Genomic DNA, 26,077 nt, shown 5'->3' with positions numbered 1-26,077 from the left:
GGCCATCGCACCCCAGCCGGTGGCTCCCACGGTCAACGCAACCACAAAAACGCGTCCGCAGGGCACAACCGGCTGCCCGCCAATTCCTCCGAGTCCTCGAACACCCCGCGAAAAACAGACGTCCAGCAAACCGACTCGGGTATAATCGTTGGTCCAGCCCTCCCCGCCCGTCCCGCCTGATTCCACCATGCTGCGACTATTTCGCTTCTGTTTCCCGATCATCCTCGTGGGTCTGACGATCCAGTGGGCATCGACCGACACTGCGTCCGCCGACGAGCCGCTTCAGTTCAATCGCGACATCCGCCCGATCCTGTCCGAAAACTGTTACCACTGTCACGGCCCCGATGCTTCCGCTCGACAAGCCGAGTTGCGGTTGGACACCGAAGAAGGTGCGAAGGAATGGGCCGTCGTTCCAGGCGATGCCGAGTCCAGCGAGCTGGTGGCGAGGCTCTTCAGCGACGATTCCGACGCGTTGATGCCGCCGGCCGACAGTGAACGCGCGCTGACGGACAAACAAAAACGATTGCTTCGCCGCTGGGTCAACGAAGGCGCCTCGTACCAAGCCCACTGGTCCTTTCAAACGCCTCGCGCCCGACCCGTGCCCGCGGTGGCCGGCGATCGGGCCGTCAATCCGATCGATCACTTCATTCTCTATCGGCTGCAAAAGAACTCGCTGCACCTTGCACCGGCCGCTGACAAAGAAACGCTGCTGCGCAGAATCACTTTCGACTTGATCGGGCTACCGCCGACGATTGCCGAACTCGACGAATTCCTGGCCGACACGTCTACCCGCGCGATCGAAAAAGTGATCGACCGACTGTTGGCCGATTCTCGCTTCGGCGAACGCATGGCCGCCGATTGGCTGGACGTCGCTCGGTACAGCGACACGTACGGCTACCAAGTCGATCGCGATCGTTTCGTGTGGCCCTACCGTGATTGGGTGGTCGATGCGTTCAATCGCAATCTCGGCTATGACCAATTCCTTCGCCAACAGCTCGCCGGTGATTTGTTGCCCGATGCGTCGCGCGATCAGATCCTGGCGACGACCTTCAATCGGCTGCATCCACAGAAGGTCGAAGGCGGCAGCGTCCCCGAAGAGTTTCGGATCGAGTATGTCGCAGATCGGGCCCAAACCGTCGGAACCGCGTTCCTGGGGTTGACGATGGAGTGCTGTCGATGCCACTCGCACAAGTACGATCCGATCACGCAAACCGAGTACTACCAGCTCTCCGCGTTCTTCGCCAACATCGACGAAGCCGGCTTGTATTCGTTTTTCACGCCATCGATTCCGACGCCGACCCTGCCACTGCCGACCGACTCCCAAACGATTCGTTTATCACAATTGCAACGTGAGATCGATTCACATCTGGCGAACTTTCACAAAGCCTGTGAGAAACAAATCAACTTCGATGCCTATCGCGACCTGCTAGAAACAAACGCCGCCCCAGCGGATGTCCCCGAAACGCCGGCGTCCGCCCAGGCAAGCGACAACTCCAGTGACAACGACAACCCTGCCACCGATCCGGTCGATCGGCTGTACGCCACGCCGATCGAATCGCTGGACTTTGAATCGCCACCGCCGGCGCCCAACCAATCGGTGCCGGGAATCGCAGGCAACGCCGTTCGCTTGACCGGCGATGACGTCGTCAATCTCAAGACGGGCAATTTCCGTCGCGACCAACCGTTCTCGGTTTCGTTGTGGATCAAGACGCCCGATGTCAAAGACCGCGCGGTCGTTTTCCATCGTTCACGCGCTTGGACCGACGCCGCCAGCCGCGGCTATCAGTTGTTGATCGAAGACGGACACCTGAGTTGGTCTTTGATTCATTTCTGGCCCGGCAACGCGATTCGCATCCGCACCCCCGATCCCATTCCCGTCAATCAATGGGTTCACGTCGCGGTCACCAACGACGGTTCCAGTTCCGCGGACGGTTTGTCGATCGCCATCGACGGGCAACGCGTGCCGGCCGTCACGGTGCGCGACCACTTGACCAAGCAAATCACCGGAGGCGGTGGCGACAACCTGGCGATCGGGCAACGCTTTCGCGATCGCGGATTCACGTCCGGCGAAGTCGATTCGTTTCACGTGTTCGATTGCGAATTGACCGACCTGGAGATCCAGCGTCTTGCCGAACGCGACGAATCGTTGACTTGGGTCCACTCGGCATCTCAGGACTGGACGCCGGCACAACGACAGAGGGTGTCCGACCATCTGCTGCGGCGACACGACACCGAGCTGGCACAACACCGGGAAAAACTCGGGAAAGCCAGACGAGCGTATTGTCAATTGCAGGATCAAATTCAAGAGATCATGGTGATGAAAGAGGCACCGGGGATCCGCACCACGTACCGACTGGAACGCGGCGCCTATGACGCGCCTGCCGAAGCGGTCACGCCGGGCACCCCCAAAGCGATTCTGGGTTTAGACGACTCCACGCGCAAGGATCGACTGGGGCTGGCCGATTGGATGCTGCGTCCCGACCATCCGCTGACCAGTCGCGTCGCCGTCAATCGAATCTGGCAACTCTGTTTCGGTGTCGGTCTGGTTCGAACCCCCGAAGATTTTGGCAGCCAAGGCGAACCGCCCACGCACCCGGAATTGTTGGATTGGTTGGCGATCGATTTCGTCAACAGCGGCTGGGACATCAAACGCATGATCAAACAAATCATGATGTCGGCGACCTACCAGGCGTCCAGCGAGCACCCGGATCCGGCGGTTTGGAATCAGGATCCCGAAAACCGTTGGCTGTCCCGCCACAACGCGTATCGGCTTCCCGCCGAGATGTTGCGTGACCAAGCCCTGGCGATCTCGGGACAATTGGTGTCCAAACTCGGCGGACCGCCCGTCAAACCCTATGAAGTCGAGGCTTCGTTCAAACCCTCCAAACGCGATTCCGGCGAAGGCCTTTATCGCCGCAGCATCTACACCTATTGGAAACGCACCGGACCGGCGCCCGCGATGATGACCCTGGACGCCGCCAAACGTGACGTCTGTCGCGTCCGGCGTGAACGGACCTCGTCGCCGCTGCAAGCGTTCGTGTTGCTCAACGGTCCCCAGTATGTCGAATCGGCACGCGTCTTGGCGTTTCGTTTGATCGCCGAGCACGGTGACGATGCCGACGCCGTGCTCCTGGCCGCCTTTCGGACGTTGACCAGCCGTTACCCGACCGATGCGGAAACCCAGGTCGTCAACGAACTGTACGTGGACCAGCTCGCCTATTTCCGCCGGCATCCCGACCGCGCCAAAGAATACTTGTCGGTCGGAGAGATCAAGTTTGACAAACACGACGGCGGCCCGTCATCCGATCAAGCAGTGTTCGCCGCGACCGCCGTCGTGATCGGGACCCTCATGAACTACGACGAAAGTGTGATGAAACGATGAAAGAAAACTCCCCCCTCCATTCGAGCCGAACGTCGTTGTTGCGCCGCGAGTTCTTTGCCGCCGGCGGACTGGGGATGGGCAGCCTGGCGATGGCGGCGATGGCCGGTCGAGATGCGATCGCCGCTCCCGCGACCGATCCGCCGCACCGGGCGCTCGGGCTGCACTTGCCGCAACGCGCCAAACGGGTCATCTATCTGTTCCAATCGGGTGCGCCGAGCCAATTGGATCTGCTGGACCACAAACCGCTGCTCAACGAACGGCATGGAACCGAATTGCCGGCCTCGGTGCGTGGCGGGCAACGATTGACCGGGATGAGCGGCAATCAATCCAGTTTGCCGCTAGTCGGTTCGCCGTGGAAATTTTCGCGTCACGGTCAGTCGGGCGCGCAACTCAGTGAACTGATGCCGCACTTGGCTGGCGTCGCGGACGAGTTGTGCATCGTGCGGTCGATGCACACCGAAGCGATCAACCACGGCCCCGGCGTCACGTTCGTGCAAACCGGCAGCATGTTCCCCGGGCGTCCCAGCATGGGGGCGTGGCTGGATTATGGACTGGGCCGGGAAAACGACGACCTACCTTCCTTCGTCGTCATGGTCACCAAAAACAAGGGTGGCCAGCCACTGGTGTCGCGGCTTTGGGGCAGCGGCTTTCTGCCCAGTCGCCATCAAGGCGTCCGCTTTCGCAGCGGCAAAGATCCCGTGTTGTACTTGAACAACCCCGAGGGGATCGATCCAGACAGTCGACGCAGTGCCATCGGTGCACTTTCCAGGTTGCATCAAATCAAGCTGGACCAAACCCACGATCCGCTGGTCCAAGCCAGAATCTCGCAGTACGAACTCGCCTATCGAATGCAATCCAGTATTCCCGATGCGACCAATTTGAGCGATGAGCCGGAAAGCACGTTCAAGCTGTACGGCGACGACGCAAAGAACCCCGGTACGTTCGCCGCCAACTGCGTCTTGGCTCGACGGTTGGCCGAGCGCGGCGTACGGTTCATACAGCTGTATCATCCGGGCTGGGACCACCACGGCGGAATCCAGAACGGCTTGCCCCGACAATGTGGCGAAACCGATCAGCCCTCCGCGGCGCTGCTGGCCGATTTGAAGCAACGTGGCATGCTGGAAGACACGTTGGTGATTTGGGGCGGCGAATTCGGTCGCACCAACTATTGCCAAGGCAAACTTTCGCCCAACAGCTTTGGGCGAGACCACCACCCAAGGTGCTTCAGCATTTGGATGGCCGGCGGAGGAATTCGGCCGGGCATGACCTACGGTGCGACCGACGAGTTCGGATACAACATCGCCGAGAACCCCGTCCATATCCATGACCTGCAGGCGACGATCCTGCATCAACTGGGCATCGACCACGAACGATTGACGTTCAAGTACCAAGGCCGAAACTTCCGCCTCACCGACGTCCACGGCAAGGTCCAACACGCACTGATCGATCCGATCCCAACCGTGGGATAGGCTTCCAGCCTGTCAACTCCGCCGAGCATGCGGGGGACGTCGATTCTTTTACTGCAGGATTTGGCAACNNAGGGCCGGCGTTGCGAAAGGATTAGCGACTTCTCCCCCACAAATCGACAAGCAAGCTTGTTACAATTTGTGGGGGAGAAGGAAGCCATGAATCTTGCAGTAATAAAATTGACGTCTCGTGCATGCCGCCCGTCACGCACAGCGTGACCTACTCCACCGAGCATGCTACGCCTGCCATCCGTCACGTACAGCGCGACCTACTTCGCTTCCATCGCTTCGCGCAACGCATCGGCCAACTCGCGCAGTTCCGTCGTGGTAAACGCTTTCTTGCCCGCCAACCGTGCCGCCCGCTTGGTCCAGGCGACGTCGATTCCCGGCGGCAGATCCTCGAGCGCGAACGCCAATTCTCCCGGCACCCCTAAAAAGTTAAACTCGTTCGCATCGACGTGAATCTTGCGAGATTCGTTCGTGCTCCACTTCGTCACGCGCATCGGCTGATTGATGATCGCCATCGGATGCTCCTCGTCGGTCGGCGGAACGAGCAACCAGGTCACCATCGCACCTTCGCCGGAGACCGGATCCAGGTACACCAAGTGACGCGTCAGATACGTGCGGTGTTGTCCGTTGCGCAGCATCACCGACGGCGCATCGAACATTGCCAGCGCCGGGCTCTGGGCGATCAGCGACACCTCGGCAAGTTGTCGCTCGTTGGTCTTTAACACCTGTCGAGCGATAAAACCGAGCGGCACATCCAAATCCGACGCGGTGTCTGAGGAGATGATGATTCGGCCCGCGGGACCGTCGACACTGTAGCCCACTCCGATCTGCTTCAGCTCGTAATGACCCTGTGACGTCGACTTCTCAACCCGCGCCATGATCGTCAGCGCGCACTTGGTTGCCGCGTCACGGATCGATCCGCTGAGCGAATCGATGTCGCCGCTGTTGATCTTCGGCGATGCGACCAAAATCTGCCGATTCCATGACACCTGCTCGGATTCGTCCCTCACCCGCGTGCCGGGATCAACCACCGCAATCGGGACCGGCTGAAACAACGCGTCATTCGCCGCCGCAGCGCAACGTTGAACCGTCGTCAGATGCGATGCGAACCAGACGCCGATCACGGCCGCAGCGAAACGCAGCGTTTCCGGTGCGAGTCGTGGAATCGTTCGACGCCGCCGCGCCGGGCTGTACTGCATCGAATCAACATCCGTTAGAGTGTGAGTTTGTTTCATGACCACGTCGATCACTTCCAGATGCCCCAGCACCGTTCCGAATCTCCATCCGCCCGCGCGGGTAAAATCCCCTCTCCAGAGTCGGATCCATCGGCTCAGGGATCAAGCTTTTCCGCCCCTGTCCTCATCGAGGGACGACAGGTTTGTCGCCATTATGACGAAGGAAAAGTGGATGCGCTCGCCGATGCGTCTTTTTCCATCGGCAGGGGACACTATGTCGCGATTGTGGGCAAGAGCGGAAGTGGCAAAACCACGTTGCTCAACATGATCGGCGGCCTCGATCGACCCACCTCCGGTGAAATCGATTACGACGGGCAACGTCTCGACGCCCACAGCGACCTCGATCGCCATCGTTCACGCAACGTCGGGTTCGTGTTCCAAAGCTATTACTTGTTGCCCAATCTGACGGCCTTGGAGAACATTCAAATCCCGATGTTCGAATCCGACGACGGTCCAGCCGAGCGCGCCGAACGGGCGAAACGATTACTCGATCAAGTCGGCTTGTCGGGCCGTGGAAACCATTTGCCCTCCCAGCTCTCCGGCGGCGAATCGCAGCGGGTAGCGATTGCCCGGTCGCTCGCCAATGCGCCCCAGTTGATTCTGGCAGACGAACCGACCGGAGCCCTTGACAGCGAGACGGGCGACTCGATTCTGCAGCTACTCGAAGACCTCAATCGCAACGATTCGATCACCTTGGTCGTCGTCACCCACGACGAAGCCGTCGCCGCCCGTGCCGATCACCAGCTGCGCCTGGCCGACGGACGCATCGTCGCCCCGTAGAGAACCCACGCTGGTGTGCTGGCTTTCGCCCAATACCGCTNNGACAAGCAAGCTTGTTACGATTTGTGGGGGAGAAGGGAGCCATGAATCTTACAGTAATAAAATCGACGTCGCCCGCAGCGACCCGCAATCGCCCCAACGCCGAACACCAAACACCGACACTCCTCAGGCCACCTTCTTCCCACACGGCGCCCGCAAATCGAACAGCCCGAAAATCTCTTCCCGACTCAGCCCGACGTTTCGCGTCGGCGTTTCGCTGGACGAGAACAGCGTGTCAAACATCTCACGCTTTTGATCGAGCACATCATTGATCCGCTGTTCGATCGTGTTCATCGCCATCATCTTCGTCACCGTGACGGCCCCGGCGGCGCCCAGTCGGTGGGCGCGGTTGATCGCCTGGTCTTCGATCGCCGGATTCCACCAGCGGTCGAACAGGAACACGTATTCACAGAACTGCAGATTCAAGCCGACACTGCCGGCCCCGTAGCTCATTAGGATCACGTGGCTGTTGGGATCGGCCTTGAAACGGTCGATCACCGTGTTACGTTTCTTTTGTGGGATCCTGCCGTGGTATTCCAGCGGACCGAAGGGCTCGAGCGCGTCGCGGATTTTATCGAGACTCTTGACCCACTGGCTGAACACGATCGCCTTCTTTCCGCTCGCGGCCACTTCTTCCACGTCGGCGACCAAGCGTTCCAGCTTACAACTGCTTCCGGTGACCGGGTCGAAGTTGCAAATTTGCTTCAGCCGCAACACCAATTCGAAGACATGCTGAATCGTCAGCGACTGTTCCAGGTTTTCCAGATACAGCACGCCTTCCTTTTCTGCCGCTTCATACGTCGACCACTGTTCCGGCGTCAGATCCAACTCCGCGTCGCGATACAGTTTCGGAGGCATGTCGTCGAGCACCATGTCTTTGGTGCGTCGCAAGATATAGTCACCGGCCTGCTTCGCGATCTGGTTCATCGGCATGCCGGGTTTCAGGTAGCCGGGTGAAAGGAATTCGAAGATGCCGACCAAGTCATCCGGGCAGTTTTCTACCGGAGTTCCCGTCAAGGCCCAGGACCGGGTGCGCGGAATGCTGCGGACGACCAGGCTGGTCGTGCTGCTACGATTTTTGATCCGTTGTGCTTCGTCCAGCACGACGAGATCGAAATGCATCGAATCGTCCGTCAGGATCGATTGGTCCCGCATCAACAATTCATAGTTGGCCACTTTGACCGGAACCTGGGGCGAACGCCACTGGAACTCCCGTTTGGCCGAGTTGCCTTCGATCGCCGCGATCGGGATCTCCGGCGCCCAGACGCTGAATTCGCGCAACCAGTTCGTCACCAGCGGCTTCGGACAGACCAACAGCACGCTGCGGACTTCGCCGCTGCACAGCAACAATCGAATCGTGCTGATCGCCTGCATCGTTTTCCCCAATCCCATTTCGTCCGCCAAGATGCCGGCGTAGCGGGGAAACAGAAACGCCATGCCGTCCAACTGGTACGGAAACGGATCGAAGGGAAAATTCAATTGCCCGCTGCCGACCAACAGGTCCAACGGGGGTTGCAGCAAGTAGTACAGCCGGTCTTGCAGTTTGACGATGTCCGACGGCGGCTTGATCCGGTTGTGCTTTCGGTGCGGCTTCGACTTCTGTTTCGATTCGCCGGCGGCCGGTGGACGCGCTGATTTGTCCGAGGACGCCGTTTGGGGTGGAATCCAGCGCGCCGAATCGGGGAATTGAAATCCCCGTGCCTGGGTCAGCAATTTGGGTAGCCGGATCGGGATCGACACCGGTTCAATCGTCGGCAGGTCCAGACCACACACTTCGATTGGGAACATCGATTCGGCGACCCAGGAATGAACCGGATCGATAGCGGCCACCAATTCCGAAGCGTCGGTGGCCGTGTCGCGACGTCGGGGAGAAAAGAAACTCATCAGGCCGCTTCCGAACCTTGACGGGACAGCTGCGAGTGGGCCTCTTTGATCGCTTCGCGAATCCGTTCAAAGGGTTCGACCGCGTCGGGCAGGTCGTTGTAAAAATCGGCGATGGCGTCCAACTCGGCGTGGCGTTCCATCGGAACCAGAAACGTCGATCCGGCCAGCTGGATTGCTTCGGAGCCCACGAAATCGGTTGCCGCGACCGGCTCACCGTCCACCGTCGTGGCTTCCAGAACGAGTGCGACCGGTGAGTTCGTGAACGATTCCAGTTTCAGCCCTTCCGGCAGATCGCAACAGATCAAGGAGAGCGGCGTTCGGCACTTGGAAATCAACAGCTTTCCGATCACCTGGGCGACCAGGTGTGAACGCAGCGTGGGGCCGAACAAGATTTCGTGGGCGCGTGTGGGGCGGACCGGCAGGGTGCATTGGAACTCCAGTGGACGGCCGGCTCGGTCCAAGACCAGCAGTCCGCCGGTCCAGCCGGTCCGCGGGTCATCCACGACGGTAAAATAACCGATCGTCGCGTCATTCTTCTTAGGCAAATTGTCAGGCATTCGATCCGAAACCGCGAACAGAAACTGGGAGGTTGGCGGTGTTTCGATCGCGAGAAGGCTCGCGGCCGAATCAGTGGTCACCGCACCGATAGACTTCGGCTTTCTGCTTGCGTTGACTTTAACGGTCACGACGCCGCGGCAGCGACTTGTTGGAAATGAAGAAAACCCGCTTCTGACGATTTTTCCTGGCGTGCGGGGGGAATTTTCCCGGGCTGTTTCCAATTAATCGACAAGCCCATTTTTGTCGGGTTATACTCGGGGCTTCATCGAGACACGCCGGCGGGAAGAGTTTTTGGCTCCGCTAGCAAAAGCAATGTCGCAGCTCCCCAGGATCTATTTCACATGTCGTCATACGAGCACGAACCGCTTTCGCCCGTTTTCCGCATCGACGTCACCGCCGAGTCCGACACCGAGCCTCGAAAATCCAAGGATCAGGTCGTGGTCGACTTGTTGCGACATTTGGTTGCCGGTCAACAGCAACAGAATCAATTGCTGGAGCGATTGATTCAGCAGAACAACGCGATGAACGAGCAGCGTGCCAGTGAACTGCAGCAGTGGAAGGAAGCCAACCCGCGGCTGGCCCGATCGTGTCGAGCGGCGGCGGAGACGCTCAGTCGGGTGCAGACGCAATTTTTGGACAATTTGACCGAGGAGATCTGCGACAGCGAAGAGGGATTGGAGGAGAGCGAATTTATTCTCAACGAGTTCGTCGACCGTTTCGGCCCCCGCTTGGCCCATCTCAACGGCGTCCTGCAAGTCCTCGCGCAACTGGGCAACGGCGAACCCGCCCAAGTCAGCTAAGCGGGGTAAACTTCCTGCTTGCCGCCGCCAAGTGGGGTAAGCATCTTGCTCGCCTGTCACAAAGTGGGGTAAGCATCTCGCTTGCCTGTCACAAAGTGGGGTAAACATCTCGCTTGCCTGTCACAAAGTGGGGTAAGCATCTTGCTTGCCTGTCACAAAGTGGGGTAAGCATCTTGCTTGCCTCTCCCGTTCGCAAGCGAACACCCCACCCGTCGAACCCCACCTCCTGCCCCCGAACCCCAACGATCCAGGCCCGAAGCAACAATTCGGGCCTGAAACACGCCCACTTGGGTGCGAGGCCGAGGTGCAACGAACGTTCCATCGTCGGAGAAATTCGATGGAAACGAGTCTGGAGCAAAAAAGCGGCCCGAGCGAACCTTTCGCCGGAGCGAGAACTCCGTTATCTTGCCGCCACAATCGCCGATCGGGGCGTAGCTCAGCCTGGTAGAGCGTCTGGTTTGGGACCAGAAGGTCGCACGTTCGAATCGTGTCGCCCCGACTAAATTTGCAAAATCTGAACGCCGCAACTTGTTTCCAGCAAACAACTTGCGGCGTTTCTTTATGGGCTAATCTCATGGGCAAAATGGTGGGCAAATCCGTGGGCAAATTTTCTGGTTCAACTCGACCAGTTGGAGGAACCACCTAGAGCGGGTTAAGTCCGGTTCGAAGCCCACGGCAACAGGGTGTCGCTTGCGAGGTGTGTGCGGTTGGTGATGGCGGCGTGAGCACTCGATTCAATCTGCTGGCTTTGATCGTTCTTCATCGCCGTTCGGATTGGTTTTTGCAACCTGAGCCTTGATCCAGTTTGCCGCCGACAGCGATCCAATCCCAAATCCCATGATGATGAAACTCGCCGGATCGGGATTGTCGCCTATGACGCCCAAAAACTTCAGCATAACGAATGCGAATGCTCCATAGCCAAACACCCAGAAAACGGAAGCAAGGTAGTTTGCGTTGCTCTTCTTCATTCAAGCTCTCAATGGGCTTACTCTGATGAATCCTTTTTTCTGCCCAACAAATTCTAGCAAATCGGTTTCCCGATTTCAGCGGGAACGCCCCGTTTGAACCACGGCAAGTCGAAGGGAGTCAACGACTTGCCGGAATGCTCTCCCGTCAACCCTCTGACAACTGGACGCCGTTTGAACCGAAGATTCAGGCGAGGACCCCGGCGATTCCAAGCAAAAAGCCCATCGGAGAAACGACGATGGGCTTTGTCTGAAAAAAGTCGGGGCGACAAGACACGCTTAGAACTTTGGCTCTTCCGCCGAATCTGTGGGTTGATTTGCAGTTGTTTTGCGTATTTCGCCGCGGGTCGATTTCAGCGGATGGGGCGAGACGCTCGTTCGGGACTCTGCAAAATGGGGCCGCCCTGTTTGGGAAATGCATCTTGAGGCGCGATCGGATATTCGTATTGGTGTCTAACGTCAAAACGGCACCAACCACTCCCTACAAGATGCAGCTTAAAAGTATCCTCAACCGACAGCGGCAGGGTAACTCATCTGCGAACGCTTCGAGACGATCATCCACAGATGGCAACGGATGCCGTTCACCGACAATGACATCGATCACAGCTGACTCGTCGAGACTCAGGCTGTTGGCAAGGTCCGCATTCAAATGGCTCGCTAGCACGGCCTTGCACGGCACGCTCCAAGTCTGGTGGTTGGCAAGTTCTTCGAGCCGTGTGAGCACGTCGGGGAAATGTGCTACCAGCAGGATGGCAACCACGAACTGAATCTTCTGTTGTGTGCCGACACAGGCAAGCGAAAATTCGACAACCATTGGTTTTTCGGCGAAGAATGGTCGCTCGACGGCTCTGACCAGCCAACTCCCGCTGTACTCGCCGATGACGAAATTCGCCAGTCGGTCGTCGATTTCTTTGCGACACTTCCGCTCGCCCTCCAACGAGATGATCTACGCGTCGTGCATGCTTGCTGGGACGATTCGATGATCCGGATCGCCCGTGAAGCGTCAGATGCCGTCGCCTTGCATGAGCGGTACCGGGATCTGATTGCCGTCGATCACGAGTTGCACCCCGAACTGGATACCGTCGATCGGAGACTTGCTCACCAGAATCGGAATCCAGTCAAGGTGCTGACGTCTGGCAAAGAACGCCGTATTGCGACGCCGTTTGAAGCCAGCGGTAAGTTGCGATACGAGGAGCGAGTCCCATGGTGGGACGACTACAGCGCCGATGAGCCCGTTTGCGTGTTCGGCCACTACGCGATCCCGGCCGCCCACTCGCTATTGCCACCGCAGGTTCACTGTGTCGACTATGGGGTGGCGAAACGATGGCGTGAACGACAGCAGCCCGGCTTTGACGGCAGCTTCGAACTTCGGCTCGCTGCGGCCCGGTTCCCCGAACGCGTTGTCATCTGCGATAATGGCAGCTCCGCAAGCGTGTCCTCTGAAGGGCCATGATTCCATGGGTGTCGAAGCGATGTCTGACATAACATTCCCTACGGTCTTTTCTGCTGCTCAACGCAAGGTGATTGCGGAGCTGCTTCCCGGGCTCGAAGATCGGCTTGTGCTGGATGCTGTCAATGCTCGCACGGTGCACCTGACGGTGCATGAGCTTGAGACCGTCCATGATCTGGCCCAAGCCGCTCGTCACTATCCGCACCATGGGATGAAACGCAACTCGCTCCGGCACGTTGTAGAGGCTGTCACGAAGTCCCTGGAATCGGCAACCGGGATCGGTTCTATTCCCGCGGCGGAGCGACTGTATCAGTTCAAGATCACGCTTCTCGAATCGACGCCGGCGATCTGGCGGCGGATTCAGGTCAGGAACTGCACGCTGGACAAGCTCCACGAGCGAATCCAGACCGCAATGGGCTGGACCAATTCACACTTGCATCAGTTCAAGATCGACGGCGAACTGTATGGTGATCCCGAACTTCTTGACGATGGATTCATCGACTTTGAGTGCTTGGATTCGACCGTAACGAAAATCAGCGAGATCGTTCCCAAAAACGGCAGTCGATTCGCATTCCGCTACGAGTATGACTTCGGAGACTGTTGGCAACACGAAGTGCTATTTGAGGGCTGCCTCAAAGCCGAGAAAGGTGTTCGGTATCCGATCTGTGTCGAGGGCGAACGATCTTGCCCTCCCGAAGACGTCGGCGGAGTCGGGGGCTACGCGGAGTTCCTGGAAGTGATCGCCGATCCGACCGACGAAGACCATGACCACTTCAAGCAGTGGGCAGGCCCTTTCGACGCCGAAGCATTTGATCCCGAAAAAGCGACGAAGAAAATGCGACGCGGATTGCCCAATTGGCGACGCGTGCAGTAACACTCGGCGACACGATTCATTTTGCGAGCTTGCGCCCGGCGGGTGCTCACAACTCCACGGCAGTCACATCATGAACGGCATCTACCGACATACCCAGCGTGCACCGCTCTGCCTGATCCTTTACGTGACAGCCGTCATGTTCCTTGGATTGGGTTGGGTTTTGCGCAACGAGCCAGTGATTCATTGGGTTTTCCCTGCCGCCGGCCTGCTAACGCTCATTCTTTCCGCCTCGTTCCATCATCTCACGGTAGAAGACGAGGGAGACCGACTGTCGATCCGTTTTGGGCCAATCCCTTTGTTTCGTCGATCCATCAAGTACGAAGACATCGTCAGCGTCGAAGTTGGACGGACGACGATCCTGGATGGTTGGGGCATCCACATGAGCATCCGGGGAGGCTGGGTCTGGAACCTCTGGGGACGGGATTGTGTCGCGTTGCGGTTGCGAAACGGTATGCTACGAATAGGAACAGATGACGCCGACCAGCTTTCGGAGTTTCTGAACCGCCGTTTATCTGAGAAAGAACCCACTTCAAGAAAGAGAAGCACATGATGCTACGAACGCTGCTGCTGATCGTCTGTCTCGGAGTCGCGCCAGTCATTGCCGAGGATCGAGTCTTGCTCAAGTTCGACGACGCAGAGGCTTCCAAGACATGGCAAACCGTCAACGATGGCGTGATGGGTGGCCGCTCCGACGGCCGCTTCAAAATCAATGACGACAAGAACATGGAATTCTTCGGCACGTTATCGCTAGAGAACAATGGCGGCTTTGCATCGGTCAGATCGAGAGAAGCCAAGCTGGGACTCAAGGAAGGCGATTCCATCGCGGTCCGAGTTCGTGGCGACGGTCGTGAATACACCTTTCGTCTCAATGTGCCACGAAGCATCAGCAGAAACTCCTACCGACAATCGTTCAAAACCAAAAAGGACGAATGGATCGAAGTCACGTTGCCATTGGAAAAGTTCGTGGCCACATGGCGAGGCAGAGTTTTTCCGAATGAGAAATTTGACCCCGGCAACATCACAGGAATGGGAATTCAACTCAGCGACAAACAGGCTGGTCCGTTTAGGCTGGAGGTTGAATGGATCAAGGCACGGAGTGGCCCGAAAGTCACTGCTCCGATGCTGGTGCGTCGTGACATCGCTTACGTCGAGAAAGGCCACGAGCGACACAAACTTGATGTTCATGCTCCCACCGAAGGCGAAGACCACCCGATCGTCTTTTGGATTCACGGAGGCGGCTGGCGAAAAGGAGACAAGGCTGGCGTCCAAAGCAAACCCGACGCGTTTGTCAAGAATGGATTTGTCTTCATCTCGGTCAACTACCGCTTCGTGCCTGATGTGACGGTCAAGCAAATGACCAGTGATATCGCCAAGGCGATCAAATGGGGGCACGATCACGCCGAAGACTACGGCGGAGATCGGCAATCGCTCTTCGTAGCCGGTCACTCCGCGGGGGCGCATCTGGCTGCTTTGGTTTGCACTGACGACCGTTATCTCAAGGCTGAAGGCTTGTCGCTCAGCAATATCACCGGCTGCATCTCCGTCGATACAGCCGCCTATGATGTTGCGAGTCAAGTCAAGAACGCCGGCCCGCTGCGGGGCGCACTCTACACCGCCGTTTTCGGCAAAAGCGAAGCAAGCCAGAATGAACTTTCGCCGATCACTTATGTGGCTGAGGGAAAAGGCATTCCGGCGTTTCTGATTTTGCACGTCGCCAGTCGCGCCGACTCGACCGCTCGCTCCCAGGCTTTCGCGGACGTACTCAAGAAGGCTGGTGTTGATGCCAGCAGTTTTGCCGCAAAGGGCAAAAACCATGGAACGATCAACAGGGAACTGGGGCTACCCGGTGATCCGCCCACAAAGGCGCTCTTCGAATTTGTTAATGGGGCGTTGTGAGCGCTGATGAACAATGCTAACCAGCAACAGATTGTACCGGGACTGTCCGTCGAAGCACGGCGTCAAGGACCAGGATTATCCAGACATACCGATCGGTGGATGGGCCGGTTCGATTGTTGAGGTGGCCGACGACGGCATCTACACGGTCAGATGGAGCGACGAGACACTGGCTTCAATCCATCCTGTCTTCAAGCAGCGGTGCGAGAAAGACGGGCTGGAATTTGATCGGTATTGGCTCGACGAAAGTGATCTTGAATTGGACAATGGCGATCCGCTCGACATCGAGCAACCCACCAAGATCACGACTAAGCCACTGTCTCCGAAAAATCAGGATGACCGCATCAGGATGGTTTTTGGGTTGACGAGCAACGACCCTTTGCCGGATGTCGATCACGAAACGTTGGAAAGTTACCGCGAGCACCTATTGAACAATTTGGTCTTCCCGTTCCCAGCTCAATATAGAGCAGATTACCGCAGCCCGGCCGAAGTCAAGGTCATTGGCCTCGGTGACCCAGAAGATGCCCCCATGATCGACGAAGACTACGGAATCCTCTGTGAAGTTCGATCGGAGGGCCACTTAAGTATCAGGCCTTTGGGCGAAATGGAAGTTGCCAAAGGCAAACCAAGCCGTCAACTTGTCGGCGACTACAGTTACTGGTTCCACAACTGGAGATAGGTCTTTGGTCGAACGTGAGAATCGCATCACGATCGTTCCGGCGATTCACGGCAAGTTGACTTCTGACCGCAAGATCAGCGAACCGGATGTCGCCTCGATCATTGGGAAGTGGCTGGAACGGCATCCCGAAGTCGAGAATCGTCGGGGGCGTATCCGAGCCATGAGTGGTCAGTGGACGACGGAAGATGGCCTGAAAACCGTGGTCACCACCGTTACGATTGCCGTTGACGGTGACATCGCCGGTTATGATCCCGAACAAGATGCTGATCTCTACGAGTATTGGAAGGCGGAGCCTCGTTATTTTGAATCGAGCTAGCGCTGTCATTGACCGAAATCTTGCTCCCCAACGTTGTGGTGGTCGTCAACCTGCGTTCGGTTACCGCACTTTTTAACTTCATCGATCATTGCTTACGGCCCTTCCAATGGCACGTGGGGATCCGTCGCTCCATGAAAGTCCAACACCGGCAGACTGAGAGTTACGGTGTCCAATACGTTTCGCCAGCACCACAGATCGACGCAATCGCCGCCAGTCGACCCGGTACATTGGCCGCAAGCTGCCCTTCTTTTTTCATTGGTTCCCTCCAGTATGTGGCTCAATGCTCGCCCCAATGTCATTCGTCGAGGTCCTTCATCAACTCCGCTTTTCGCCGTTCGATTGCTTTCAAGCGAGCCTTGAGCTTTCTGGCCTCCTTGTTGATGTCCGCCAACTCTTTCTGCAGCTTCTTCTTCTTTAGTTCATCGTGTCCGCTGTTATCCCTGACGAGGGCTTCGACTTCGTGCCGCAGCAATCGCAAGTAGGGATTTCCGTGGATGTGGTTCTCTCTGAATTGCAGCTTGCCAGCACGGATGGCGGTAATAATCTCCTGCTGAGTCAGACCGAACTCTTGCCGAGCGGATTTGTCGCTAAGCGAAGCGCCTTTCTGTGTCCAGTTCGCTTTCATGCTTCAATTCTCCTTTTACTGTTGCCTGCAGTCTACTTGTCACGGGGCGCTTGAAAAGGGACCACTCATGGGCGCGCAAATACCCCCACCCTAATGGCGATTCGTTTTTTGTTTTCACAGGCTCTCGCTCGCTGCATAGGCTTTGAAAACGAAAAGCGATGAGCCACATACCACCCAAAGTGTGGAGGAACCGGAAGCGCCCATAGGTGGTCCCATTTGGGCGCCCCGTGACACTGCTCTCGCCATCTATGAGCCATGAACCGGTTAAGTGCAGACGAATTCGCAGAGCGCGTTAACGATCATGAAATATCGGTCCTCGGGAGCCAGAGACAGTGGCCCTTCGCCGATCCAGTCCAATTGGTCAGAAGGTGTTGCCGCAACCCACCGATGAAAGTGCCCGCTGACCATGACGCGTTGCGGAAGTCTTAGTATCAGTGCCTTGGAGTCGATCATTTCGCCCCTACTGGTGGCAATAGTCCTTACTCAGCATCCCAAACTCGAATGATTCCTCGGCGATTGATCGTCGCGAATTTTCGATTGGACGAAAGTACACTGATTCCTCTTACTTTGCCGACAAAATCGAGCGTGCCTACGAGTTGGCCGTGATTGATGTCCCAAAACCGCAATGCGGAGTTATCGCTGCCTGTAATCAGTCGATTGCCCGCAAACGCAAGCTGCGTTGACTTTCCCGAATGGCAAAAAAGCGGCGAAGCCTCCGATTCCCTCCACTCGGCAGTCTCAATGATCCGCAGTTTCCCAGCACTGAAGCTGTCAATAAAAGCCAACTGTTCACCATCAGGAGTAAACGCGAGATCTCGGACCGTTTCCGTCGTTGGAAGCTTGTGTGAAATCCGTCTCGACTCAAGGTCATATACGATTACGGTACCGCCACGATTCGCGGTGTCTCCCCCGCCCACTGCCAAGTAATTGGCTGAAGGAGAGAAACTCAGTGCAGCTGTGAATGCTTGGCCTCGAAAGGTGTACCATGGTTCGTCCGTTGGTTTTCGATAGACGACGGCACCACCGGTACCGCCTGCTGCAAGCGCGTTATCTCTTGAAAATGATAGGCTCCATACCGAGTCGAGGTCATGGTGAGTCGCAATCTTTTCCCATCCATCACGCTGTCGTTGCCACACGACGACAGTTCCAAACTCATCGCCGCCAGCCACGAACTGGCCATCTGGTGAAATCGCTGCAGAATGAATCACGCCTGCGAAAAGTGGTCGCAAGGGCTTGCTTCTTCCCGTCTCCAGATCGATGACTTTGACCTGCTCATGTTCGCCCACCGCATGCGAAGCGACGGCGAGATTGTCCATTGCCGTATCAAATGGTGGTTGCCAATGCTCGCTCGATCCGACAATCAACGGATGTCGCCAAAGCGCCGGGTCCCACTGCCGTACGTAACCACCGCGACATCCCGCCATCAATCTGTCGGACGTTGGGGAAAACGCAACGGACGTCACCATGCTTGGGTGAACCAAGTTGGCCACTTGTTGATCGAGATCGTCCAAGTGCCAGATTTTCACGGTTTGGTCCGAACACCCGACAGCCAAGTACCCATCAGCCGAAAAATCCAGGTCATACGATTCCGTATCGAGTCTCCAATCGAGATTCCTGAATTTCCCATCGTCGACCCCAAGCAATCTCACACCGTGATGTCCTCGCGTTGCCAGCAGCGCACCGTCGGGTGAAAAAACCAGTGCTGCACCGTACAATCTTATGCCGGCGAGCGGCTGCACAATTCGATCTAACACTTCCCCCGTAGAGACGTCTGCCAGCACGAGGTCATTGTTCTGAACAAACGCGATTTGATTGCCGGATGTTGCAAATCCAAAGTGAACGACGTCCTTGAAAACCGAAACAATTTCGCCGCTTTCAAATTCGTGGACACGAAGTCTGTCGGTGGCGTCAAGTATTCCAACTCGATCATCGGTTGGACTGATGACAACCTTCGAATCCGGCTCAATATTGAATGGAATCTCGGCTGGGGTGCTCTCGTCTGCCGTCCAAATTCGGTGTTCTGTGTCAATCGCTAGCTGAACGCTGTCTCCGTGAGGATTGAGAACGCGGTAGTTCTTCGATGAGGAATAGCGGGTCGTGCCCAATTCCATGTTTGCAGCCTGCAGGTCAAGGGCATTGCCTTCACTTACGTAGTTCCTCCCGTCGTCTCGCGAAACCAGGGCCACTCCGTCACGAGAAAAGGAGATTGCTAGAACAGCGTGGCTATCTTTGTCGTAGTATTTTGCAGACTGAAGCTCCTTCTCGCGGGCGACCAGGTAGTGCCATTCAATACCGACCTCCTGTTCCGCAATGTCCGACGACCGCAGTTCCTCCATTAAATTGTCAAACGCATTTCGATCACCACTGTTTAGAGCGACGAAGGCCAAATTAATGCGTGACCAATAGAGTTGCCTCGCCTGAGTTGCGGTCAATGACTTCTCGCGTGCCAGCGCGTAGCTGACGCCGGAAACCAACAACAAGATTGCCACACATAGTCCGAGCTCAAGCGCAGCTTGTACGGGTCGGCGCTGACATCGCCGAATGAATCGCTGCAGCTTGCCAGTTGGCCTTGCAACGATAGGTTCACCGCGAAGAAAACGATTCAGGTCATTGCCTACGTCTGCGGCACTTGCGTATCGCTTGGATGGTTGTTTCTCCAAACACTTCAGACAAATTGTTTCCAGATCTCTGGGAACAACCGAATTCAATGTTCGAGGTCTCGGAGGTTCCTCAGTCAAGATCTGGACAATGAGCATTCGTTTCTGCCCTCGGAACGGAAGCTCTCCAGTCAGCATCTCGAACAAGATGACGCCTAAAGAGTAAACGTCGGATCGGCGATCTGCATCGTGTCCCTCGCCTCGTGCCTGTTCGGGTGACATATATGCTGGTGTCCCAACAATCGCGCCCTCAACGGTCATCGTCATTTCGCCGGACTCGCGTTTTGCCAATCCGAAGTCGAGCACATGGGGATTACGATCTAGATCCATCATAACGTTGCCAGGTTTCAGGTCACGATGAATCACACCTTGCTCGTGGGCATGATGCAGCGCATCGGCGATCGTCGCAGCGACCCTGGCGGTCTCGCGAGCAGCCATCGGCTGACCTCCCAGCAAATCCTTTAGCGTCGCTCCCTCCACATAGTCGCTGACGATAAAGACCGAATCTTCATCTTTGCCCACCTCGTGGACGCTGACGATGCTTGCGTGATTCAATTGCGCCGCCGCGCGAGCCTCACGGAGAAACTGTTCCGTCTCCGAATTGCTTAACTGATCCTTTCGGGGAATCTTGATAGCGACTGTTCGGTCCAGCTGGTTATCTTTCGCTTTCCAAACCGTACCAAACGCACCGATCCCCAGACGCTCGGTGAGTTGGAAGTGACCGATCGTTTTCTCGCCATCGCGATAGGTTTCGGTTTCTTCGTCACTGCCGATAAGGGAGAAACTGCTTCCACAAGTTGTACAAACAACACCGCGAAACGATGAGTCATCCAGAATCCCGACGGGATTTTGGCAATGGGGGCAGCGGACACGCATCTGAACGCTCAGTGGGGTAGCTATTGACGCATACCATGATACTAATCTCAACCCTGGACCGTGAATCATGTGGGTCGTAGCGAACAGTTTATCCCCAATCTTTCAATTTCTCCATCGAGCGGCAGCAATCTGGGATTCTGCTGGAGGTGAATCCGAACGAAGCGCCGAACACCACTGCCAGAATCCGAGCAGTCGATGTATCCAATTGCAGCTAGAACTGCTTGAACTGAAGTCGCTGAGGATGGCCCCCATCATCTGTCGATTCCTGAGTGACGAGCGTTTGAAGCATTGGACCAGACGCCTGGAAACGGTCGGTACCGAAATCAGCGAAGAAGTAGTTCAAATCCCTGATCGCGCCGGTATTTTCAAGGTTAGTTCCGTGGCAGTTTGGCGATTCGCTGCCCAAACCGCTTTGATGGTGCCCTGGACCGCGGACAAAACCTCTGTCTGGCAGGTTCCTAGGCAGGACATCGGCTGCAATTTTGACGCTCGCTGTGTAACACCGACTGCCCCCCTTCAGCTAGCCCGGCTTAACTGGAAGCGATTCGAGGATCTGACCCTTCAATCTCTCGGCTTCTGATTGGCTTCTGAAGGGACCGACCTGCAGCCGTGCCGGATCTAGACCGTTTGGCCGAATCAACTCGATGCAGGACTTTGGAAAGTAGTCTCGTTCGATGTTGCGACATTGAACGAAATAGGCGTCTTCCTCGCCCTCGATCTCGATGCAGGGTTCCAACAGCGAGATGACTTTTTCTACGCTCTCGATCAATTCATCGCATTGCTCGACTAGTTTTTTCCTCAGCAGCTCCTCTGCGTCTTCCTCTGTCGAAGCGAACCCGCACCGATCGGATATCCAGCAGCCTCCCACAAAAACTGCCACGCCGAACGCGACGATCCCGGCGCCCGTGGCGAGGGTAAGCCACAGCTCCGAGAGAAGGGACGCCACTTGCACTGTAGCCGCGAATATCGCCAATGTGCAAAACGCCAACCACGCCCGCCCGACATTGGTGAGGCGTCGACCACGCCAAATTTGGAGTTGAAAGCTACGCATATCAGCAACTCCAGCGAAAAAAGGGAGAAACCTTCAGTGTATCTTTTTCCGTTGTAACATTGGGCGCGTACGGGGGTGAGTAGATTAATACTGGCGGAAACGGGATCGAATATCCTGCGTTCAAAACGTCGTGCTACACCTGCCACTTCACGCCCCAGGACCCTGCCACGGTTTGCGGCCTGCGATACGCTGGGTTTCATTCGAAGAAACATGGGTGATGTCAAAGATGCAGGAGTGGCCATCGAGTCGCAGGTGATAGCGAGTCCCGCCTACTTCCAAGGTAACATGAAGCGTAGGGTCACATGCATCTTTATACCGCCCTGATTGTGTATTCTCGTCTTGTTCCATACGCCGAATGATCTGCTCCAGTAGGGCATCACCTTCAACCGCTCTGATCGCGACTGAACGGTTGCAACCGGATTCAACACAGCAAGCACCCGGTGCCCGGCCACAACGTGGTTCAACCGCGCTGCTCAGTGATTCTGAATCGCCGAGCGGAAACGCTCAGCGTTCTTACTGGCTTCGGAATAGGCCGCTGTTATGCTTTGCGGAGTGAAGTGCTCGGCACCTCAACACATGTCGTCTCGTTCTTCCGTGGTAAAGACATTGTCGACCGTCTCACCGTCGCGCCATTGCTTACACAGCGACACCGGCATCGCCGAAGATGTCGTGCGGTACTTAAACGATGAGCAAGTCCAAACGCACACGCCCTCAGTCAGTTATCGGTTCCGGAAGTTTGCTGGGAATACTCGGGGACTACTTCAAGTCAATCAGACCTTGCCAGTCCGCACGTCCACGGCATGGTTCGTCGCATTCCTACTGCTTGCCAATGAACTCTAGAACAGCGTCGTTTGTTTCCTTCGGACGCGTTTTCCACATGACGTGGTTTGCTCCCGAGATAGTGACTCGTTCACGCGTATTCTGTGGCAGCAAGTCAAATAGGCGTGAGTCAGTATATTTCCCAACGTCCGTGCTTGCGCCGCCTGATACAAGCAGCGTTGGCACTGAGAGTTTGCGAACGGCGTCTTTTGGAACAGGCGGGTAGCAATTGTCTGAATTCACCAAAGCCTGGAGTTCTGCGATGTTCCGCCTACATATTTCGACGTCCGCGAGTGGTAATTTTTCGATCGCACCTTTAAACACAACGGCATCAAGGAAAACACGCAATGCTTTCTCCTGATTTTTGTTTCTGAATTCGCGTGCTGCGGGGATCCTGAACTCCTCGTACAGCTTCTTATGGTGCGCAAGCGCAGCAGCCGATTGCTCGCCCTTAATCTCTTTCAACCAGGGTACGATCGGCGGTTCCGCCAGGATCAATGTTCTGATCTTGTCCGGATGATCCAACGCAAATAGAAGTGCGGTATAGGCGCCGTAGGAATGGCCAACCAAATGAAATGCGCGAATCCCAAGCGTTTCTGCAAGTCGGTCCAAATCGTCGGATTCGACAACCGCCGAATGGTTCGGTTCGGGCTCATTCTCGTTCGGCCAGTTGTATCGTCTGCTGTACGAAATTGCACGATAGCCCTTCAACGCGAATTCAGGCAAATGTTCGTGCCACACCGTGTGATCGCCGACGCTACCGTGAACAAAAATTATTGGCTGTCCTTGTCCGATCTCCGAAACGCGAAGTGTGATAGTTTCGCTAATCTTGACATCGCGTTCGCGTATTTGCTGCTGCTGCGCACTCGCGAACTTCGTTCCGGTCGCAAGGAAGCACACGGCACAAAGATAGAACATCCGATTCATTGATAGCCTGCATGCAATGTGTCAGTCTCTGTCGACGAACGTTTGTGTTCACCCGTCCGCCGCGAGTGGACTCGACTTCAGGAAACGCGAGATCGGCGATTCGGCGTGCAGAGCATTATTCTGCCACGGTTATGGCGAATCGTCAAATTGAGCGAAACCAGTTCTCGTCAACCAAAACCTGTTCGACTAATTGAGTTTCGATCCCAAGACTAAGTTCTTTGAGTTTATCGGCAAGCTGATCGCCGTCAATCAGATCCAGGGGAGGCGCACCGTCGCGAGTTGATTCACGGACTGCATCCCGCGTGAATGTACCAGTGGTGATAAACAGGCCTTTATCGGCACGCCCGACCATTGCACCGCGGAAGTCGCGAATGTGAGATGCCGATACCGTACCTTGATACCGTTTGCATTGAAAATGCACGTGGAAGCTCAGCATCCCGTTGATGCGCACAATACCCTTCCCATCAATTCCGCCGTCGCCAGACCGGCCAGTCACTTCAACATGGATAAAGCCAGACTCTCGCAAAAGTCGTTGAACGAGACGCTCAAACGCCGAAGGATCGATCTTTGTCGTGAGCACTTGATGTAGAGCGCGACGCCACGTATCGGTTTCGTCGGGGCCGTCATCGCCATCACCCAGTTCCTCGTTTTGGTCGCGTTCGCTACGTTCCTGTTTGTGCAATTCACGGACTTTGCGCACGATCTCCGCCGGATCGAAAGTCTGTACATCGCGTTTCTCTGACGCGATAACCCAAACGCCTCGGCTTGAGTTGTCGATCAAGCCTGCCTTCTTGAGATACGTTCGCGCCCAAGCTAGTCGGTACTGAAACTCCGTTTGATTGCTTTTCTCGGCATTGTGTGGAAGGTCGAGCAATTCCGTAGGCAAACCAGAATGTTCCCCAACGTATTCGTCGATCTCTGCAATTGACGCGGATCCGCCAAGGTCTTTGAGAGCCTTGAACAACGGCAGCATCAGTTGATCGTATGGGGGAATTTCCATTCGGTAGAACAATGACTTGGTGGCAGGATGTTACCGATCACGTGGTCGCCGCAAACGACTCACCGCTTCAACAAACTCAATTCGGCGACTCACGGCGAATAGACCGGTGTCGCTTTGACTTAGGTTAGGGTTTGTTTTCCCTGCTGGCCACTGGTTTCCCGTTCGTGGCGTCACAATATTTAAACTCTGCCGCAATGACCTCCGGCCCCTCTCAGATCCGGACGCTCCACTTTCGAGCATCCGGCTCCCTACCAACACCCGTCACACTGCACTCCCTGCTTCACGGGACATCCAGATAAGCTCGATCAAACGCCGCGGATTGGCAAGGGGATAACGCTCGGTCATACGTCACGTTGCCGACCGGTCGGAAATGCAAAAAGAGGGCCAGATTAAAGCCAGTCCCGTTGCGGAATTCGTTGCTCACACGTCTGCTTTTGGGGCTGCCAAACAAATGGCACCATTTGTTAGCGCGGTAGGTCACTTCCTGCGGTCGCAGCATTCGCCGGTTTTGCCCCACTTTCTGTAAACCTCATCTTCACCGAAAGGCCTGTCTTGGTCACCTTTTTGAAAGGAGTGAACTTTTCAATACGTTACGTCGGACGTTCGTAACCGCGTCTCCGTTCCATGGCTTTGCCCCGGTTTTTTGTTCGTCGATCAGTGATCGGCGACGATCGGGCAATGCCTGTCTTATCTGCGATGGTCGCCTTACATTGCGGACTACAGGTTGGAATGATTTGGGAATCATCGATCGCGATTCAGTACCGTCGTCCGTCGAATCGGCTGCCCGTAGGTTGGCTGAGTCTATTGTCCACGAAGATCGAGAGCAGATCCGATCCGGGCAGGAGCTCGATCATTTCGGATCCGGGTTGTCGATCCGCAACGATTGGTCGCTCTGGGACACCGACAGCCCGCTCAAACGCGATGCGGCGACGAATACGGCATCGCCCACGCCGACGACATCAGCGGCCTCATACGGGCCTGGGCCATCGCGTTGGTCCGCGGCGAGGGATTTGCCCCAGTCGAGCACTGCCAACAATACCGCGACCACTGGGAGCGATTTGGCACAGACCCGCTGTCGGCTGGTGGTTGGGATCCTGGGGACAACCAACAATCGAAATGACAAATCCTTACCAACCACCCAAAGAAACCGGCGAACCGCTAGAAGACGATCAACCGGCGGAATTGTTGCCCAGCCGAGTTTGGGTTGGCTGGGGATTTCTGTCCGGCGTTTGCTTCCTGTCGGTGACATTCATGACCGGCCCAAGTTCAGCGAAGTATTCGACATTCTGAAGCCGGCGATGTACGTCGCTGGGACGGCTTTTGCAGGGATGTCTCTCTTGACGCATGAAAGACAAGTCGAGCAATTCGACGAGAACGGGAACCCGGGAAAAGAGATTGACCGGACGCGTCACACGTCACCTGCAAGATCCCACCATGAGACACGGCACAAGACGATTTACGACCAACAAGACGGCCGACAACGTTTTTGACGAGCTGCAAACGAAGATCGCGGGGAATCTCAGGATCGACGTCGAGCGGATCCGCTACGTCAAGGGAACGGACCCCGGTCAATACGGAGAGGTCGGCTGGCGATGGGAAATCTACTATCGTGACCAGTAGCGGGAATTGCCCTGGCACTTTGACGGGCCGTTACGCGTGACACGTGAGTTGGTGAGGCGGTGGTATGGTTGAACGCCGTCCTCCCGCTTGCATCAGTTCGAGCGTCATATGCAGTTACTTCGGACCGCACGCGGCCCGTTCGAGATGCAAGAGTAAGCGCCCAGGAGCACCA

22 protein-coding genes and 1 tRNA gene are annotated in these 26,077 nt (G+C 56.3%); 13 read left to right on the top strand and 10 right to left on the bottom strand.

Features of this window, described 5'->3' with window-relative positions; genetic code table 11:
* Positions 1-187: 187 nt before the first annotated feature.
* Together NZK35_RS20995 and NZK35_RS20990 are read left to right on the top strand one after the other, a co-directional pair.
* Positions 188-3,382 (top strand): DUF1553 domain-containing protein, encoded by a 3,195-nt coding sequence (locus tag NZK35_RS20995; RefSeq protein ID WP_259634488.1) that lies wholly within the window; start codon positions 188-190, stop codon positions 3,380-3,382.
* Entirely contained in the window at positions 3,379-4,851 is a 1,473-nt protein-coding gene (locus NZK35_RS20990; protein WP_259634487.1) for a DUF1501 domain-containing protein, read from the top strand. The genes NZK35_RS20995 and NZK35_RS20990 overlap by 4 nt, the downstream gene beginning before the upstream one ends.
* A 266-nt stretch (positions 4,852-5,117) precedes the next feature.
* Here the strand turns inward: NZK35_RS20990 and NZK35_RS20985 are convergent, their stop codons facing one another.
* Positions 5,118-6,092, bottom strand: coding sequence for a phospholipase D-like domain-containing protein (locus NZK35_RS20985; RefSeq protein ID WP_259634486.1), 975 nt, complete (start codon positions 6,090-6,092; stop codon positions 5,118-5,120).
* Positions 6,093-6,260: 168 nt separating this feature from the next.
* Between NZK35_RS20985 and NZK35_RS20980 the strand changes: the two genes are divergently transcribed.
* A complete protein-coding gene (locus NZK35_RS20980; RefSeq protein WP_259634485.1) occupies positions 6,261-6,872 on the top strand; it encodes an ABC transporter ATP-binding protein in 612 nt (203 codons plus the stop codon).
* Positions 6,873-7,037: 165 nt separating this feature from the next.
* Here the strand turns inward: NZK35_RS20980 and NZK35_RS20975 are convergent, their stop codons facing one another.
* Both NZK35_RS20975 and NZK35_RS20970 read right to left on the bottom strand, forming a co-directional pair.
* The gene (locus NZK35_RS20975; protein WP_407699813.1) at positions 7,038-8,795 is read right to left on the bottom strand and encodes a DEAD/DEAH box helicase; all 1,758 of its coding nucleotides are present in this window, start codon (positions 8,793-8,795) and stop codon (positions 7,038-7,040) included.
* Positions 8,795-9,352: a hypothetical protein gene (locus NZK35_RS20970; RefSeq protein ID WP_259634484.1), complete on the bottom strand. Its 558-nt coding sequence runs from the start codon at positions 9,350-9,352 to the stop codon at positions 8,795-8,797. The genes NZK35_RS20975 and NZK35_RS20970 overlap by 1 nt, the downstream gene beginning before the upstream one ends.
* Positions 9,353-9,694: 342 nt before the next feature.
* On the opposite strand from NZK35_RS20970, the gene NZK35_RS20965 reads away from it, so the two are divergent.
* Positions 9,695-10,153, top strand: a complete 459-nt coding sequence (locus NZK35_RS20965; protein WP_259634483.1) for a hypothetical protein — start codon at positions 9,695-9,697, stop codon at positions 10,151-10,153.
* 425 nt (positions 10,154-10,578) lie between these two features.
* Positions 10,579-10,652, top strand: a tRNA-Pro gene (locus NZK35_RS20960).
* Positions 10,653-10,887: 235 nt separating this feature from the next.
* Here NZK35_RS20960 and NZK35_RS20955 read toward each other — a convergent pair.
* Positions 10,888-11,121 (bottom strand): hypothetical protein, encoded by a 234-nt coding sequence (locus NZK35_RS20955; RefSeq protein ID WP_259634482.1) that lies wholly within the window; start codon positions 11,119-11,121, stop codon positions 10,888-10,890.
* A 688-nt stretch (positions 11,122-11,809) separates the two neighbouring features.
* Here NZK35_RS20955 and NZK35_RS20950 point away from each other — a divergent pair.
* The 6 genes from NZK35_RS20950 to NZK35_RS20925 all read left to right on the top strand — a co-directional run bounded on the left by NZK35_RS20950 (position 11,810) and on the right by NZK35_RS20925 (position 16,330).
* The gene (locus NZK35_RS20950) at positions 11,810-12,571 is read left to right on the top strand and encodes a metallophosphoesterase family protein (protein WP_259634481.1); all 762 of its coding nucleotides are present in this window, start codon (positions 11,810-11,812) and stop codon (positions 12,569-12,571) included.
* A gap of 19 nt (positions 12,572-12,590) precedes the next feature.
* Positions 12,591-13,442: a plasmid pRiA4b ORF-3 family protein gene (locus NZK35_RS20945; protein ID WP_259634480.1), complete on the top strand. Its 852-nt coding sequence runs from the start codon at positions 12,591-12,593 to the stop codon at positions 13,440-13,442.
* Positions 13,443-13,512: 70 nt separating this feature from the next.
* A complete protein-coding gene (locus NZK35_RS20940) occupies positions 13,513-13,992 on the top strand; it encodes a hypothetical protein (RefSeq protein WP_259634479.1) in 480 nt (159 codons plus the stop codon).
* Positions 13,989-15,338: a CIA30 family protein gene (locus NZK35_RS20935; protein WP_259634478.1), complete on the top strand. Its 1,350-nt coding sequence runs from the start codon at positions 13,989-13,991 to the stop codon at positions 15,336-15,338. The genes NZK35_RS20940 and NZK35_RS20935 overlap by 4 nt, the downstream gene beginning before the upstream one ends.
* Before the next feature lie 13 nt (positions 15,339-15,351).
* Entirely contained in the window at positions 15,352-16,014 is a 663-nt protein-coding gene (locus NZK35_RS20930) for a calcium-binding protein (RefSeq protein ID WP_259634477.1), read from the top strand.
* A gap of 4 nt (positions 16,015-16,018) precedes the next feature.
* Positions 16,019-16,330 carry a hypothetical protein gene (locus tag NZK35_RS20925; RefSeq protein WP_259634476.1) on the top strand — a complete coding sequence of 104 codons (312 nt, stop codon included), beginning with the start codon at positions 16,019-16,021 and terminating at the stop codon, positions 16,328-16,330.
* A 295-nt stretch (positions 16,331-16,625) separates the two neighbouring features.
* Here the strand turns inward: NZK35_RS20925 and NZK35_RS20920 are convergent, their stop codons facing one another.
* The 6 genes from NZK35_RS20920 to NZK35_RS20895 all read right to left on the bottom strand — a co-directional run bounded on the left by NZK35_RS20920 (position 16,626) and on the right by NZK35_RS20895 (position 25,333).
* Entirely contained in the window at positions 16,626-16,955 is a 330-nt protein-coding gene (locus tag NZK35_RS20920; protein WP_259634475.1) for a hypothetical protein, read from the bottom strand.
* A gap of 479 nt (positions 16,956-17,434) precedes the next feature.
* On the bottom strand, positions 17,435-20,488 hold the full coding sequence (locus NZK35_RS20915) for a WD40 repeat domain-containing serine/threonine protein kinase (RefSeq protein ID WP_259634474.1): 3,054 nt from the start codon (positions 20,486-20,488) through the stop codon (positions 17,435-17,437).
* 520 nt (positions 20,489-21,008) lie between these two features.
* Positions 21,009-21,539, bottom strand: a complete 531-nt coding sequence (locus NZK35_RS20910) for a hypothetical protein (RefSeq protein WP_259634473.1) — start codon at positions 21,537-21,539, stop codon at positions 21,009-21,011.
* A gap of 816 nt (positions 21,540-22,355) precedes the next feature.
* A complete protein-coding gene (locus NZK35_RS20905) occupies positions 22,356-23,285 on the bottom strand; it encodes an alpha/beta fold hydrolase (protein WP_259634472.1) in 930 nt (309 codons plus the stop codon).
* Positions 23,286-23,427: 142 nt separating this feature from the next.
* Positions 23,428-24,285 carry a restriction endonuclease gene (locus NZK35_RS20900; RefSeq protein ID WP_259634471.1) on the bottom strand — a complete coding sequence of 286 codons (858 nt, stop codon included), beginning with the start codon at positions 24,283-24,285 and terminating at the stop codon, positions 23,428-23,430.
* An 850-nt stretch (positions 24,286-25,135) separates the two neighbouring features.
* Positions 25,136-25,333 carry a hypothetical protein gene (locus NZK35_RS20895; RefSeq protein WP_259634470.1) on the bottom strand — a complete coding sequence of 66 codons (198 nt, stop codon included), beginning with the start codon at positions 25,331-25,333 and terminating at the stop codon, positions 25,136-25,138.
* A gap of 68 nt (positions 25,334-25,401) precedes the next feature.
* Between NZK35_RS20895 and NZK35_RS20890 the strand changes: the two genes are divergently transcribed.
* Together NZK35_RS20890 and NZK35_RS20885 are read left to right on the top strand one after the other, a co-directional pair.
* Entirely contained in the window at positions 25,402-25,575 is a 174-nt protein-coding gene (locus NZK35_RS20890; RefSeq protein WP_259634469.1) for a hypothetical protein, read from the top strand.
* A gap of 144 nt (positions 25,576-25,719) precedes the next feature.
* A complete protein-coding gene (locus NZK35_RS20885) occupies positions 25,720-25,905 on the top strand; it encodes a hypothetical protein (RefSeq protein ID WP_259634468.1) in 186 nt (61 codons plus the stop codon).
* Positions 25,906-26,077 lie beyond the last annotated feature (172 nt).

It is taken from the genome of Stieleria sedimenti (genome assembly GCF_025060895.1).
Classification (GTDB): domain Bacteria; phylum Planctomycetota; class Planctomycetia; order Pirellulales; family Pirellulaceae; genus Stieleria; species Stieleria sedimenti.
Note: the sequence above shows the minus strand (reverse complement) of the source record. Positions and strands in the feature narration are given on the sequence as shown.

What these genes read in the sequence shown, in the direction of transcription:
- NZK35_RS20995 (WP_259634488.1), top strand. Translation starts at nt 188, where the DNA reads ATGCTGCGACTATTTCGCTTCTGTTTCCCGATCATCCTCGTGGGTCTG.
- NZK35_RS20990 (WP_259634487.1), top strand. Translation starts at nt 3,379, where the DNA reads ATGAAAGAAAACTCCCCCCTCCATTCGAGCCGAACGTCGTTGTTGCGC.
- NZK35_RS20985 (WP_259634486.1), bottom strand. Translation starts at nt 6,092, where the DNA reads ATGAAACAAACTCACACTCTAACGGATGTTGATTCGATGCAGTACAGC.
- NZK35_RS20975 (WP_407699813.1), bottom strand. Translation starts at nt 8,795, where the DNA reads ATGAGTTTCTTTTCTCCCCGACGTCGCGACACGGCCACCGACGCTTCG.
- NZK35_RS20970 (WP_259634484.1), bottom strand. Translation starts at nt 9,352, where the DNA reads ATGCCTGACAATTTGCCTAAGAAGAATGACGCGACGATCGGTTATTTT.
- NZK35_RS20965 (WP_259634483.1), top strand. Translation starts at nt 9,695, where the DNA reads ATGTCGTCATACGAGCACGAACCGCTTTCGCCCGTTTTCCGCATCGAC.
- NZK35_RS20955 (WP_259634482.1), bottom strand. Translation starts at nt 11,121, where the DNA reads ATGAAGAAGAGCAACGCAAACTACCTTGCTTCCGTTTTCTGGGTGTTT.
- NZK35_RS20945 (WP_259634480.1), top strand. Translation starts at nt 12,591, where the DNA reads ATGTCTGACATAACATTCCCTACGGTCTTTTCTGCTGCTCAACGCAAG.
- NZK35_RS20940 (WP_259634479.1), top strand. Translation starts at nt 13,513, where the DNA reads ATGAACGGCATCTACCGACATACCCAGCGTGCACCGCTCTGCCTGATC.
- NZK35_RS20935 (WP_259634478.1), top strand. Translation starts at nt 13,989, where the DNA reads ATGATGCTACGAACGCTGCTGCTGATCGTCTGTCTCGGAGTCGCGCCA.
- NZK35_RS20930 (WP_259634477.1), top strand. Translation starts at nt 15,352, where the DNA reads ATGCTAACCAGCAACAGATTGTACCGGGACTGTCCGTCGAAGCACGGC.
- NZK35_RS20920 (WP_259634475.1), bottom strand. Translation starts at nt 16,955, where the DNA reads ATGAAAGCGAACTGGACACAGAAAGGCGCTTCGCTTAGCGACAAATCC.
- NZK35_RS20915 (WP_259634474.1), bottom strand. Translation starts at nt 20,488, where the DNA reads ATGCGTGTCCGCTGCCCCCATTGCCAAAATCCCGTCGGGATTCTGGAT.
- NZK35_RS20910 (WP_259634473.1), bottom strand. Translation starts at nt 21,539, where the DNA reads ATGCGTAGCTTTCAACTCCAAATTTGGCGTGGTCGACGCCTCACCAAT.
- NZK35_RS20905 (WP_259634472.1), bottom strand. Translation starts at nt 23,285, where the DNA reads ATGAATCGGATGTTCTATCTTTGTGCCGTGTGCTTCCTTGCGACCGGA.
- NZK35_RS20900 (WP_259634471.1), bottom strand. Translation starts at nt 24,285, where the DNA reads ATGGAAATTCCCCCATACGATCAACTGATGCTGCCGTTGTTCAAGGCT.
- NZK35_RS20890 (WP_259634469.1), top strand. Translation starts at nt 25,402, where the DNA reads ATGACAAATCCTTACCAACCACCCAAAGAAACCGGCGAACCGCTAGAA.
- NZK35_RS20885 (WP_259634468.1), top strand. Translation starts at nt 25,720, where the DNA reads ATGAGACACGGCACAAGACGATTTACGACCAACAAGACGGCCGACAAC.